This is a genomic window from Bacillus sp. T33-2 (assembly GCF_002860205.1).
Classification (GTDB): Bacteria; Bacillota; Bacilli; order Bacillales; family Cytobacillaceae; genus T33-2.
The window spans coordinates 75,672-88,024 of the sequence record NZ_PGVB01000026.1 but is presented as its reverse complement, the minus strand read 5'-3'; the positions used below and the strand labels follow the sequence as shown (position 1 = coordinate 88,024).

Sequence of the window (12,353 nt, the reverse complement as noted above, 5' to 3'; positions counted from 1 at the left end):
AAAAGCAGTAGCACTCGCAAAAATGAAGGCGAACGAGCAGGCTGAAGGAACCACGCCACCAGGCAGTGACGATGCTGACCTGGCAAAGAAAAAAGCAGCCGCAGCCGCGAAAGCAAAGGCAGCAGCACTTGCAAAAATGAAAGCGAACGAGCAGGCTGAAGGAGGCGGCCGCCCAGCAGACGATGGTGACCTGGCAAAGAAAAAAGCAGCCGCAGCGGCGAAAGCAAAAGCAGCCGCAGCTGCAAAAGCAAAGGCAGCAGCACTTGGAGCTGAAGATTCAGCAGGTGGTGCCGGAAATGATGAAAAAGCAAAAGCAATTGCTGCAGCCAAGGCTAAAGCAGCTGCAGCCGCAAAAGCGAAGGCAGCTGCAGCAGCGAAAGCCGGAGGAAAACAGGCCGGTGGTACAACCGGAGCGGAGCAGCCTTCCATCAATCAGCCTTTACTTGATAAATATGTGAAGGTTATAACGGACCACTTAGGTGAAGAGGTATTGGAAGATTTCTATATTAATAATCTTTCAAAAGACGTACCGACCCTTGTAGTGAGAAAAGATGCCTATTACAAAGTAGCCGAATTCCTGAAGTATAATGAGCGCTTAAGCTTTGAGTACTTATCGGAGCTGCATGGCACTGATTTTGAGACTCATATGGAACTGTATGTTCACTTATACTCATACAAGAACCGCCAGCCGGTTGCCCTGAAGACTAAAATCGACCGCGAGCAGCCGGTGGCAGACTCGCTCCAGCCACTCTGGCAAGGAGCCAACTGGCCTGAATGTGAAGCATACGATCTACTCGGAATCCAGTTTACCGGCCATCCTAATCTCCACCGCATCCTGCTCGGTGAGGAATGGGTAGGGCACCCAATGAGAAAAGACTATGAACCGTACGATGTGGAGGTGTAACCAGTGATTCGGACAGAAGAAATGACCTTGAACGTGGGCCCTCAGCATCCAAGCACACACGGTGTTTTCCGGCTGGTAATAAAAATTGATGGTGAAATCATTAAAGAAGCCACACCGGTAATTGGCTATTTGCACCGGGGAACAGAAAAACTGGCAGAAAATCTTCAGTACACACAAATCATACCTTACACAGACCGGATGGATTATATATCATCAATGACCAATAACTATGTGATCTGCCATGCGGTAGAAACGATGATGGGCATCAAGGTTCCGGAACGCGCGGAATTCCTGCGCGTGATTGCGATGGAGCTGAACCGTGTCGCCAGCCACCTTGTCTGGTGGGGTACATATTTACTTGATATTGGTGCGGTCAGCCCATTCCTTTATGCATTCCGTGAGCGCGAAATGATCATTAACCTGCTGAATGAATTATCAGGGGCCCGCCTCACCTTCAATTATATGAGGGTTGGGGGCGTAAAATGGGATGCTCCGGAAGGCTGGATTGAAAAAGTTGCCGAGTTTGTTCCATACATGCGTGAGCAGCTGAAAGGGTATCACCAGCTTGTTACCGGAAATGAGATTTTCATGACCCGTGTAAAAGGTGTGGGAAGATACACGAAGGAAGACGCGATTAATTACTCCCTGAGCGGCCCTAACCTGAGATGCACCGGTGTCAAATGGGATCTTCGCAAAGATGAGCCGTATTCCATTTACGACCGTTTTGACTTTGACGTCCCTGTCAGGGAAGGCGGGGATGCCTGGGCCCGCTATGAATGCAGGCTTGCTGAAATTGAAGAATCGCTAAGAATACTGGAACAGGCTGTTGAACAGTTCCCTAAAGACGGGGAAATCATGGCCAAGGTTCCTAAAATCATCAAAGCTCCCAAGGGCGAGGCCTTCGTCAGGATTGAATCCCCACGGGGGGAAATCGGATGCTACATCGCCAGTGACGGTAAAAAAGAGCCGTACCGGCTGAAGTTTAGAAGACCGTCATTCTACAATCTGCAGATCCTCCCTAAACTGTTAAAAGGTGAAAACATGGCGAACATGATCGCTATTTTAGGTGCGATTGACATCGTGCTAGGGGAGGTCGACGGATGATGGTCAATGACATGCTTACATCAAGCCCCGGCTTGGCCAACTTTGGCATTTTCTTTCTGCTTGGAACTGTTTTCTTGCTGGTCGTTTTAGGCTTCGTAACCTTTGCGATCCTGGCTGAGCGGAAGGTAATGGGTTTCATGCAGCTGCGCCACGGACCGAACCAGGTAGGCGGCCGCTGGGGATTGCTCCAGACAGTCGCAGACGTTTTGAAGCTCCTTATAAAAGAAGACACCATTCCAAAGCTGGCTGACAGGCCATTGTTCATCATTGCGCCGGTCATCGCGTTTGCACCTGCCTTCATGGTACTTGCAACGATTCCATTCACTGACAAATTCCAGTTTGCCGACATTGGTGTGGGCCTGCTTTATTATATTGCCATTTCCGGCCTCACCACCCTCGGCGTCGTGACCGGGTCATGGGCTTCCAACAATAAGTATGCCCTTCTTGGGGGAATGCGGGCTGCCGCCCAGATGATATCCTATGAAATTCCGCTCGTCATGTCCGTATTGGGAGTCATTCTCCTGTCCGGCAGCTTAAACCTGAATGAAATTGTCGACGCACAGAAAAACGGCTGGTTCATCATTTGGCAGCCAATTGCGTTTATCGTCTTTTTAATCGCGTCTGTCGCAGAGCTGAACCGGACACCTTTCGACCTGCCTGAAGCCGAATCTGAACTGGTAGCAGGTTACCACGTCGAATACTCCGGCTTCCGCTGGGCATTCTTTATGCTTGCGGAATATGTATATATGTTCGCAATGGCAGCGTTGACTACTGTCCTGTTCCTGGGTGGCTGGCTCCCGCTTCCGTTTTTGGGCTTTATACCTGGAGCGGTATGGTTCGCATTGAAATTCAGCCTGGTTATCTTCATCCTCATCTGGATCCGGGTGGCGTTCCCCCGTCTCCGGGCCGACCAGCTGATGGAGTTTGGCTGGAAGGTCCTGCTGCCGGTAGCGCTGGCTAATATATTCCTGACAGCCATGATAAAAGAATTGATCAACCTGTTTTAATCACTAATTAATAGGGGTGAAAAAACGTGCTAGGCTTGGCTAAAGGATTATCATATACCCTTAAAAACCTGACCCGCCAAAAGGTGACTTACGACTACCCTAACGAACCGCTTCCGCTTCCGGACCGGTTCCGCGGAATCCAAAAGTTTTATCCGGAAAAATGCATCGTCTGCAACCAGTGCGCCAATATCTGCCCGACAGACTGCATCCAGTTGACCGGAAAAAAACACCCTGATCCTGCGAAAAAGGGAAAGATCATCGATACGTACGACATCAATTTTGAAATTTGTATTCTCTGTGATTTATGCACCGAGGTTTGCCCGACCGAAGCGATTGTCATGACCAATAATTTTGAACTCGCCGAATATAGCCGTGACGAGCTGTTCAAAAACCTTGAATGGTTGGACGAGAACGATGAAAATGTGCGGAAGGTGAATAAGGCATGACGTTATCAGGTGAATTTTTTGCGTTTATGTCACTTGCATTGGTGGCGGTAATCGGCGGCGTGCTCCTGTTGTTCCTTACGAAAGTCGTCCATATGGTCGTTGCGCTCGTATTTACATTCGTCAGCATTGCAGGTATTTATGTGTTGCTGTCCGCAGAATTTCTGGCAGCAGTCCAAATATTGATTTATTCTGGCGCAATAACAATCATCATGCTGTTCGGGATCATGCTTACCAAGCATGACGATGAAAGTGAATCTGGAACCGGGGGATGGCGGAAGCTGCTATTGTTCCTTGGCGTGCTGGGCTTTGGAGCAGCTGTTTATATCGGCATTTACAATCTCGATTTTGCCGCAGCTCCAAGCAGTCTTCACGAAAACAATACAGAGCAGATCGGGGTTGCCTTGTACTCCAAATTTGTGATCCCGTTTGAATTGACCTCGGTTGTATTGCTCGTCGCCCTGGTCGGTGCCATTGTACTTGCCAAGAAAGATGATGAGAAGGAGGCGGATAAGGAATGAGTCCTGTTCCAGTTTCAGCCTACCTGGCCCTTGCGCTTATTTTGTTTTGCATTGGCTTGTACGGAGCCCTGACAAAGAGAAACACTGTCATTGTCCTTATTTCGATAGAATTGATGCTCAACGCCGTCAATATAAACCTTGTAACCTTCAGTAAATATGGTTTGGCCCCGTCCATCACCGGACAGGTTTTTGCCCTGTTCGGAATGACCGTAGCGGCTGCGGAAGCGGCAGTCGGCCTGGCAATATTGATTGCCCTGTACCGCAACCGCAAAACTGTCAATATTGATGATATGGACCAGTTGAAGCACTAAAAAATAGATTTCCTGCATGACCCGCGGCTCGCGGGCCTCAATCTGACGCGCCCTGAAGAAACAAAGACAGGTGCGTTTATAGAAAACTCGCCGATTGGCGGAGCCCCTAAGGGCGAAGACAGAGGCGTAGTTGCACTTATGCGCGACGGGAAAGTATAAATTTGCAAAAATTTATACTTTCCTGTTAGCCAAAAAAGGGGATTGTGATATTGATGGAGAATGCTTGGCTCATTCCGCTTTTCCCGCTTTTATCTTTTATAATCCTGCTTCTGTTCGGCAAACAGCTGAAAGAACGAAGTGCATATTTGGGGATATTACTGTCATTGATCTCATTTGTATTTTCAGTAATCGTCCTTTTCGAGCGTTTCGTTGAGCCCACCTATAAAGCAGAAGGTACCTGGCTCACGATCGGGGATTTACAGCTAACAGCGGGTTTTGAAGTAAATCAGTTAAATGCATTGATGCTGGTCATTGTTTCGCTAGTCAGTTTTCTCGTACATACCTACTCAAAAGGATACATGCACGGTGATGAGCGGATTCCAGTTTTCTATGCATACCTTGGTTTGTTTACATTTGCCATGCTTGGCCTTGTCCTTTCGCCAAACCTGCTGCAGACCTATATTTTTTGGGAGCTTGTCGGTCTTGGTTCCTTCCTGCTGATCGGGTTTTATTTTTACAAAGAAAGCGCCAAGCAGGCTGCGAAAAAAGCATTTATCATGACGAGGATTGGCGATGTCGGGCTATTGATCGGCATGATTCTCTTATTCTGGCAAACTGGCAGTTTTGAATATGACGAGATATTTGCTGCGGTAGAAGAGGGAGCCGTGTCAGCAACAATGATTACTTTGACCGCCATATTAATTTTCATCGGTGCAGTTGGTAAATCAGGCCAGTTCCCGCTTCATACATGGCTTCCTGACGCAATGGAAGGACCGACTCCGGTTTCGGCTTTAATCCATGCCGCAACGATGGTCGCTGCAGGGGTTTACCTGGTCGCTGCGCTGTTCCCGCTGTTCACTGCAAGTGAAACGGCTCTGATGACAGTGGCGATTATAGGTGCCTTCACAGCTATTTTTGCCGCGAGCATCGGCCTGGTCCAAACCGACATTAAAAGGGTTCTCGCTTATTCAACGGTCAGCCAGCTTGGCTACATGATGCTGGCCCTTGGGTCGGCTGGCTATGTTGCCGGTGTTTTCCACCTGATGACACACGCATTTTTCAAAGCATTGTTATTCCTTGCGGCAGGTAGTGTCATTCATGCTGTTCATACTCAGGATATTGAGAAAATGGGCGGTTTATGGAAAAAGTTGCGGCTCACCGGACCGCTGTTCCTGGTTGGAACGCTCGCAATCAGCGGGGTGCCGTTATTTTCAGGGTTCTTCAGTAAGGACGAAATTTTGATTTCGGCCTGGTCACATGGAAATACCGTTCTATTCCTGCTCGCTGTCATCGCTGCATTTTTCACGGCGTTTTACATGTTCAGGCTGTTTTTCATGGTTTTTGCCGGAGAGGCCAGGAGCAAAATGAAAGACGTTCACGAATCACCTGCTGTTATGACGGCGCCGATGATCCTCCTCGGAATTTTGGCAATTGTCGCCGGTTACGTGAATACACCCTGGTTTGGCACGTTCCTTGGCGACTGGCTCGTCGAAGGTAATGAAGCACTTGGACACGGGCATACGGAAGGCCCGGTGTGGATTATGGTTGTCGCGACAGCAGTCTCCCTGCTTGGAATCTTCCTGGCATGGCTGATGTATGGAAAACGTTCGCTGTCCCGCAGCTGGATTTCCGGGAAGGTACCGCTTGCCTATAACGTTTTATATAACAAATACTATATTGATGAATTTTACCAAATGACGTTCGTATATGGTGCCAGGGCTGTCAGCCTGTTCCTGCGCTTCATCGAGGTGTTCTTTGTTGAAGGAATCATCAAGGTTATTACCGGGTTTGTCCAGGCGCTTGGCAAGGCAGGGTCGAAGCTCCAGAGCGGACAGGTACAAACGTACGGAACGATCGCCTTTGTCGGGCTTGCTGTGCTGATGGTCATCTTTGCGTTTACAGGGGGGTACTTATAATGACTATCAGTTATTTTCTTTCACTGCTCGTATTCTCCCCTTTACTGGGCATTATTGTTCTTGCGTTTCTGCCAAAAAAGAACGAACAGGGTATCAAGTGGCTGGGCTTGCTTGCGACACTTCCGGCACTGTTCCTGTCACTTATGGCTTATTTTAAACACCGGTCGGGGACCGACTTGGCCGAATTCGCGGAACGGGTCAGCTGGATACAATTTGCCGACCCCAACGTAGTCGGTGAGAATGTGTTCTCTGTCTTTTACGAGCTTGGCATTGACGGGTTTGCCCTGATCATGGTGATCTTGACTGCCATTCTGTCGACACTCGCTGCGATTGCTTCTTTCCATATTAAAAAAGAATGGAAAGGCTATTATATGCTGTTCCTGCTTCTTGAAATCGGGATGCTTGGCGTATTTACCGCCCAGAACCTGATCCTGTTCTTTATTTTCTTCGAAATGACCTTGATCCCAATGTTTTTCCTGATTGGAAAATGGGGCAATTTCGAGAAAGAAAAAGCGGCATACAGTTTCCTGATTTATAACGGTCTTGGTTCTGCCGTGCTCCTGATTGTGATCATGGTGCTGTTTTCCCGTACAGGAACATCCAATATTGAAGCATTGACATATTTAATGAATACGAAACAGGCGCCATTGACTGACCCGTTAAAGATGGGACTTTTGATTGCCCTTCTCGTGGCATTTGGGGTCAAGCTGCCAATCTTCCCGCTGCACAGCTGGATGCTCCGCGTCCACGTTGAAGCGCCGCCTTCAATTGTCATGCTGCACTCAGGAATCCTGCTGAAAATAGGTGCATTCGGTTTGATCCGGTTCGGGAGGGGAATCTTCCCTGAACAATTCAAGGAACTTGCTGTTTTGCTCGCCGTTCTTGGTGTGGTCAACCTGCTTTACGGGGCATTCCTTGCTTTTATCCAGACGGATTTCAAAATGGTGCTTGCATATTCGTCTATTTCCCACATGGGGATTGTCTTAATCGGCCTCGGGGCCAATAACGAACCGGGAATTCAAGGAGCGATATTCCAGGTCGTGTCGCACGGTTTGATTTCGGCGCTGCTGTTCTTCCTTGTTGGTGTGTTATATGAGAGAGTGCATACATCCCATATTGCCAATCTTGGCGGACTGGCTAAAGGAATGCCGCTTACAGCCGGATTCTTGCTTGCTGCTGCAATGGCTTCTTTGGGATTGCCGGGCATGTCCGGGTTTGTCAGTGAATTTATGGCATTTCTCGGCCTGTTCAAAGAGATGCCGGTACTTGCCGCAATTGGGGCGCTTGGCATCATCATGACCGCAGTGTACCTGTTGCGTGCGGTGCTTGCCATCACGTACGGCCGGGCAGACCGGGAGTTTATCGGCATAACCGATATACGTTCCTATGAGTGGGCTCCGGTTTTGGTGCTCGTCGGTTTAATCGTGTTGATTGGCGTCTACCCGGCAATATTGAGTGGGCCGCTGCAAACAACTTTGGACACAATCATGCATGGGACTGGAGGGTGATGAAGGATGGATCTTGACCAATTACTAAGTTTTGAGTGGGGGATCATGGCGCCTGAATTCATCATTCTGGGTGTCGCAACGGCGCTTTCCCTTATAGACCTGTTCATGCCTAAACAAATCGACCGCAAGATTCTCGGATGGATTGGGTTCGCCGGCATTGTTGCCTCGATCGTTTCTGTCGTCAGCTTGAACGGGCATGACACCGCATCCATTCTGTACGACACATTCCGTCTCGATTCATTTGCAAAAGCGTTTAAGCTGTTACTGCTGGTTGGTGCGGCGCTTGTGATGCTGCTCGCGATTGATTACGAGCCAAAAGAAGGAATCAAGGAAACCAGAGGTGAGTTCTTCTACCTCTTCCTCGCCGCCCTCCTTGGTGGAATGATGATGTCATCCAGCGGAGACTTGATCACATTATTCGTCGGCCTTGAACTACTATCCATTTCGTCTTACATATTGGCAGGGATGCGGAAGAAAAACTTGCAGTCAAATGAATCTGCGATGAAATATGTCATCAATGGCGGGATATCGACCGCGATAACCCTGTTCGGCATGAGCTATGTCTATGGACTGACCGGGTCGACCAATCTAAAGGAAATATCGGCTGTCCTTCAGACAGTCGATAATCCGCAGCATGTTTATATCCTGGGGCTGGCCTTTTTCATCATCTTTGTCGGGCTGTCGTTCAAGCTGGCTTCAGCACCTTTTCATATGTGGGCGCCTGATGTATATCAGGGGGCGCCGACACCAGTCACTGCTTTCCTGAGTGTTGTTTCTAAAACAGCCGGGTTTGTCATTGTCATACGCATCCTGCTTGCGGTCTTTGCAAGCGTGCCGACTGACGGGGCTTCACCAGAATCGATTCCGCTCCTGTTTGCAGTCCAGGATTACATTGCCTTCCTTGCAGGCGCGACACTTATGATCGGAAACTTGATCGCCTTAAGGCAGCGCAATATTAAACGCCTTTTCGCATATTCGAGCATTGCCCATGCCGGCTATATCCTGGTCGCAATTGCGACAATGTCATACGTCATGTTTGATGCAATATGGTTTTACCTTGCAGCATACTTGTTTATGAACCTTGGTGCATTCGCGGTGATCCAGTTGATCACGATGAAGTCAGAAACAGAGGATATCAGCCAATTCGCTGGACTCTACCGAAGGGCCCCGGTGCTTGCAGTTGCTATGGGAATCTTGATCCTGTCGCTTGCCGGGATTCCGGGCACCGCCGGTTTTATCGGGAAACTGAATATCTTTATGGGTGCCCTGATGACAAGCCCGGCCCATTATGTACTTGCTTCGCTGATGATTGCCGGGACAGTGATTTCTTATTTCTACTATTTTGGCATCATGGTGCAAATGTTCTTCCGGCCGGCGGCTGATGATTCGAAAATCGGAGTTCCGCCTGGAATCGGAACGGTCATCATCATTTGTACGGCAGCCACAGTCTTGTTTGGAATCATGCCAAACCTGGCATTTGATTTTCTCCATGAAAATTTCGATCAGTTCATGGACTTTTTAAGATAGGGCAATTCAAGGTTTGGGGGCTATAAGCAAAGGGGTTATTTTAATATGAGGGCAAAAGGCTGGCTTTGATTTCAAGGCCAGCCCTTGCTTTTTATTTATCATTTAATAGAAAAATATACGTGTAACGGAAAAAAGGTGAAACTTCATCCCGGTTTACACGTCAAATATACGGGAAGGCATTTGTGAAGTTTGGTACAATAGGAGTTGATAGAAAGGAGAGGGGTCGGATGATTTCTGATTTTGGTTCCCAGGCATTGGTCAGTATTGTGTGCCATCTGGTTTTCATAGCGTTGGCGTGGTGGGCATTGCAAGCATTGAATTTCGACCGTTTTCTAAGGGCAAATCGTGTGCTGCAGGCAAGAGTCCTGTATATATTATTATCGATCGCATTAGGTTCTATCGCCAGTAATTTCTTTCTGGATTATCTTCTATGGTCCCAGCAACTCCCGCTAATCCTCCAGGTAATTAAATAGAATTGGTAAAAATTTAGGTCTTCGTACATGTTTTCAAATCCGCCGTTTTTGAGTACAATTCTCTTTGTTGCTATTTTTCGATTTGTGATTAATTGAACGCACGATAAAAAATGAACACCCGGATCAGTTGCGTAGCAATACATATTGTCAAAAAGTGACGAGTTTTCCATAGTATGCTCTTCGTATCCCTGGAAACAATGGTAATAAGGGGAGGAGTCATAGATGAAGAAAATTACGTACATTTTATCAATTTTTGGCATAATTGGTTTTATAGTGCTTCAGGCTGGGAATAAAACGACTGTAGCTGATGCGGAACATGATTTACCCATATTGGCCTCAGTTTTACAGGACGAAAATATTATCATCAATGAATGGTCTTTGCATGCAAGAGAAAATTTGGAAACAGTCAAAACCCGCCAGGACATCATGGACTTGATAAAAGAGCTGAAAGGCGAATTCCCTAGTTGGAATTGGACTCTTTCAGACCATACAGAACATCTTACAGCGACGGCGAAATCTGCTAAAGCAGGTCACCAGGAAACGGTTACGATCATGACTGCCGGCACAAATGATCAGCTCCATGCATATCTAATGTATGAAGTCAGAGGTCAATCCTGGAATAGTGATTCAGATGCATTTATAAATAACGTGTTATCAGGCAGATTATTTGACATTTTTCGAGAAAATACAACAATTTATTCTTGTATAAAAGGCGAATTCAGTGATAAGATGGAAAAGGCTTTACCTTTTTATGTTAAAAAATTATTAAATGATTTCAACGCCAAGGAAATAGAAGCTTTAAAAGAAGACTCATTTATTTCCGTGTCGGCATTTTCGCCGCGTATTGCAGCATCGTTAGCCAATGGACAAAAAATGAACTTGCAGCTTGGATTAAGGACAAATGAACGATTGGGCGCTAAGACTACCATCGTAGTTGGCACACCTATCATAACGATTGAATATTAATATATAGAAATTGGACGCGGAGGGGAATACATTTGGAAAAAATCATCGTCCGCGGCGGACAAAGGCTGAGTGGTACGGTTAAGGTTGAAGGAGCAAAAAATGCCGTGTTGCCTGTCATCGCTGCAACATTATTAGCAAGTGATGGGAAAAGCGTAATTCATGATGTGCCAACTCTCTCCGATGTGTACACCATCAATGAAGTTTTACGCTCTTTAAACGCCAATGTGGAGTTTGTAAATAACACGATTGTTGTAGATGCATCAGGAGAGTTGAAAATTGAAGCGCCTTTTGAATATGTGCGTAAGATGCGCGCTTCAGTACTCGTAATGGGATCATTACTCGCAAGAAACGGCCGCGCCCGTGTCGCGTTGCCTGGAGGCTGTGCAATCGGTTCCCGTCCGATTGACCAACATTTAAAAGGGTTTGAAGCAATGGGCGCCAGTGTAAAAGTAGGCAACGGTTTCATCGAAGCCGAAGCGATGGGCGGATTGCGCGGGGCCAAAATTTATTTAGATTTCCCAAGTGTGGGTGCAACTGAGAACATCATGATGGCAGCTGTGCTTGCAAAAGGTACAACCGTAATCGAAAACGTGGCCAAGGAACCTGAAATTGTCGACCTCGCAAACTTCCTTAACAAAATGGGAGCAAAAGTCAGGGGCGCAGGCACAGGAACAATCCGCATCGATGGTGTAGACCGCCTTTACGGAGCGGATCACAATATCATTCCTGACCGGATTGAAGCTGGGACATTCATGGTCGCAGCCGCGATAACAGGTGGAGATGTCCTTGTACGTGGTGCAGTTCCTGAGCATTTAACTTCGCTAATTGCAAAAATGGGAGAAATGGGTGTCATCATTAAGGAAGAAGAAGACGGCGTTCGCGTGACCGGCCCTGAAAAGCTGAAAGCAGTCGATATCAAGACGATGCCGCATCCAGGATTCCCGACAGATATGCAATCTCAAATGATGGCATTGCTTCTGCGTGCCCAGGGTACCAGCATGATTACTGAAACTGTGTTCGAAAACCGGTTTATGCATGTGGAAGAATTCCGGCGCATGAACGCAGAAATCAAAATCGACGGCAGGTCTGTCATCATGAACGGTCCTTCCAACCTGCAGGGAGCTGAAGTTGCTGCAACCGACCTGCGTGCCGCAGCTGCGTTAATCCTGACAGGATTGGTGGCTGACGGAGTAACACGCGTAACCGAGCTAAAGCATCTCGACCGTGGTTATGTGAACTTCCATGAGAAGCTTGCGTTACTTGGAGCAGACATCGAGCGCGTGAAGGAAGAAGAGGAAATTACCGTCGTAGAAACAATCGTTAGCGATTTGAACGCATAATTCGGCTAAAAACCGTAGAATTATACTGTCCTGTAGTGGACCGTATGATTCTGCGGTTTTTATTATTTTTTAAGGCTGTCGACAGTAGCAAAGCATGCGGTCTGTTATTCGACAAGTTTTGATATTGGGATCATTTAGAAGATTTGGGTTTGGCATAAAAAATGATTTCAGGGC

Annotated in this window: 12 protein-coding genes; all 12 read left to right on the top strand. The window is 47.4% G+C overall.

Annotation, left to right across the window (positions count from 1 at the left end; translation table 11 throughout):
• On the top strand, nt 1-904 hold a 904-nt coding region (locus CVD19_RS17585; protein WP_101583903.1), incomplete at its 5' end, for an NADH-quinone oxidoreductase subunit C.
• A 3-nt stretch (nt 905-907) separates the two neighbouring features.
• Nucleotides 908-2,008, top strand: coding sequence for an NADH-quinone oxidoreductase subunit D (locus tag CVD19_RS17580; RefSeq protein WP_101583890.1), 1,101 nt, complete (start codon nt 908-910; stop codon nt 2,006-2,008).
• Nucleotides 2,008-3,015, top strand: a complete 1,008-nt coding sequence (gene nuoH, locus CVD19_RS17575; RefSeq protein ID WP_101583901.1) for an NADH-quinone oxidoreductase subunit NuoH — start codon at nt 2,008-2,010, stop codon at nt 3,013-3,015. Before CVD19_RS17580 ends, nuoH begins: the two co-directional genes overlap by 1 nt.
• A 26-nt stretch (nt 3,016-3,041) precedes the next feature.
• Nucleotides 3,042-3,461 (top strand): NADH-quinone oxidoreductase subunit NuoI, encoded by a 420-nt coding sequence (nuoI, locus tag CVD19_RS17570; protein ID WP_101583886.1) that lies wholly within the window; start codon nt 3,042-3,044, stop codon nt 3,459-3,461.
• Nucleotides 3,458-3,979, top strand: coding sequence for an NADH-quinone oxidoreductase subunit J (locus CVD19_RS17565; RefSeq protein ID WP_101583885.1), 522 nt, complete (start codon nt 3,458-3,460; stop codon nt 3,977-3,979). The genes nuoI and CVD19_RS17565 overlap by 4 nt, the downstream gene beginning before the upstream one ends.
• The gene (gene nuoK / locus CVD19_RS17560) at nt 3,976-4,290 is read left to right on the top strand and encodes an NADH-quinone oxidoreductase subunit NuoK (protein ID WP_101583883.1); all 315 of its coding nucleotides are present in this window, start codon (nt 3,976-3,978) and stop codon (nt 4,288-4,290) included. The genes CVD19_RS17565 and nuoK overlap by 4 nt, the downstream gene beginning before the upstream one ends.
• A 209-nt stretch (nt 4,291-4,499) precedes the next feature.
• Complete coding sequence (gene nuoL, locus CVD19_RS17555) at nt 4,500-6,365, top strand: NADH-quinone oxidoreductase subunit L (protein WP_101583880.1); 1,866 nt, start codon at nt 4,500-4,502, stop codon at nt 6,363-6,365.
• The gene (locus CVD19_RS17550) at nt 6,365-7,873 is read left to right on the top strand and encodes an NADH-quinone oxidoreductase subunit M (protein ID WP_101583877.1); all 1,509 of its coding nucleotides are present in this window, start codon (nt 6,365-6,367) and stop codon (nt 7,871-7,873) included. Before nuoL ends, CVD19_RS17550 begins: the two co-directional genes overlap by 1 nt.
• 6 nt (nt 7,874-7,879) lie before the next feature.
• A complete protein-coding gene (gene nuoN, locus CVD19_RS17545; protein WP_101583875.1) occupies nt 7,880-9,400 on the top strand; it encodes an NADH-quinone oxidoreductase subunit NuoN in 1,521 nt (506 codons plus the stop codon).
• A gap of 227 nt (nt 9,401-9,627) precedes the next feature.
• Nucleotides 9,628-9,873: a DUF1146 family protein gene (locus CVD19_RS17540; RefSeq protein WP_101583873.1), complete on the top strand. Its 246-nt coding sequence runs from the start codon at nt 9,628-9,630 to the stop codon at nt 9,871-9,873.
• 222 nt (nt 9,874-10,095) lie between these two features.
• Entirely contained in the window at nt 10,096-10,839 is a 744-nt protein-coding gene (locus CVD19_RS17535; protein WP_101583871.1) for a YwmB family TATA-box binding protein, read from the top strand.
• A 32-nt stretch (nt 10,840-10,871) separates the two neighbouring features.
• Nucleotides 10,872-12,179 (top strand): UDP-N-acetylglucosamine 1-carboxyvinyltransferase, encoded by a 1,308-nt coding sequence (murA, locus tag CVD19_RS17530; protein ID WP_101583869.1) that lies wholly within the window; start codon nt 10,872-10,874, stop codon nt 12,177-12,179.
• Nucleotides 12,180-12,353 lie beyond the last annotated feature (174 nt).

Coding starts and splice junctions, on each gene's coding strand:
- CVD19_RS17550 (WP_101583877.1), top strand. CDS start 6,365: ATGACTATCAGTTATTTTCTTTCACTGCTCGTATTCTCCCCTTTACTG.
- CVD19_RS17540 (WP_101583873.1), top strand. CDS start 9,628: ATGATTTCTGATTTTGGTTCCCAGGCATTGGTCAGTATTGTGTGCCAT.
- CVD19_RS17565 (WP_101583885.1), top strand. CDS start 3,458: ATGACGTTATCAGGTGAATTTTTTGCGTTTATGTCACTTGCATTGGTG.
- nuoH (WP_101583901.1), top strand. CDS start 2,008: ATGGTCAATGACATGCTTACATCAAGCCCCGGCTTGGCCAACTTTGGC.
- nuoN (WP_101583875.1), top strand. CDS start 7,880: ATGGATCTTGACCAATTACTAAGTTTTGAGTGGGGGATCATGGCGCCT.
- CVD19_RS17535 (WP_101583871.1), top strand. CDS start 10,096: ATGAAGAAAATTACGTACATTTTATCAATTTTTGGCATAATTGGTTTT.
- nuoK (WP_101583883.1), top strand. CDS start 3,976: ATGAGTCCTGTTCCAGTTTCAGCCTACCTGGCCCTTGCGCTTATTTTG.